Here is a 255-nt window from a genome sequence, read left to right as displayed (position 1 = left end):
AATTTCCTGTCATCTTTTGCTTTGTGACAGAATTACAGTAAAATCACTGTATGCTACTAGGATTCAAAACCCAACTCAAAGTTAACAAGCAACAACGACTACTACTAGCGCAACACGCAGGAGTAGCTAGACACGCTTGGAATCAAGGTTTAGCACTTTGTCAACAGGTATTATTACATAACAAACTGCAACCAGAAGAAAAAATCAAATTTCCCACAGCCATAGATTTACACAAATGGTTAGTAGCAGCCATTA

Annotated in this window: 1 protein-coding gene; it reads left to right on the top strand. The window is 37.6% G+C overall.

The window, feature by feature from the left end:
- Positions 1-50: 50 nt before the first annotated feature.
- Positions 51-255, top strand: a 205-nt coding sequence (locus tag FFR48_RS28660; protein WP_162502007.1) for a helix-turn-helix domain-containing protein, incomplete at its 3' end; no start/stop codon positions are given.

This window comes from Sphaerospermopsis reniformis (assembly GCF_005402885.1).
In the GTDB taxonomy this organism is placed as follows: Bacteria; Cyanobacteriota; Cyanobacteriia; order Cyanobacteriales; family Nostocaceae; genus Sphaerospermopsis; species Sphaerospermopsis kisseleviana.
The sequence above is the reverse complement of the archived record's forward strand: the minus strand, read 5'-3'. Positions and strand labels throughout refer to the sequence as shown.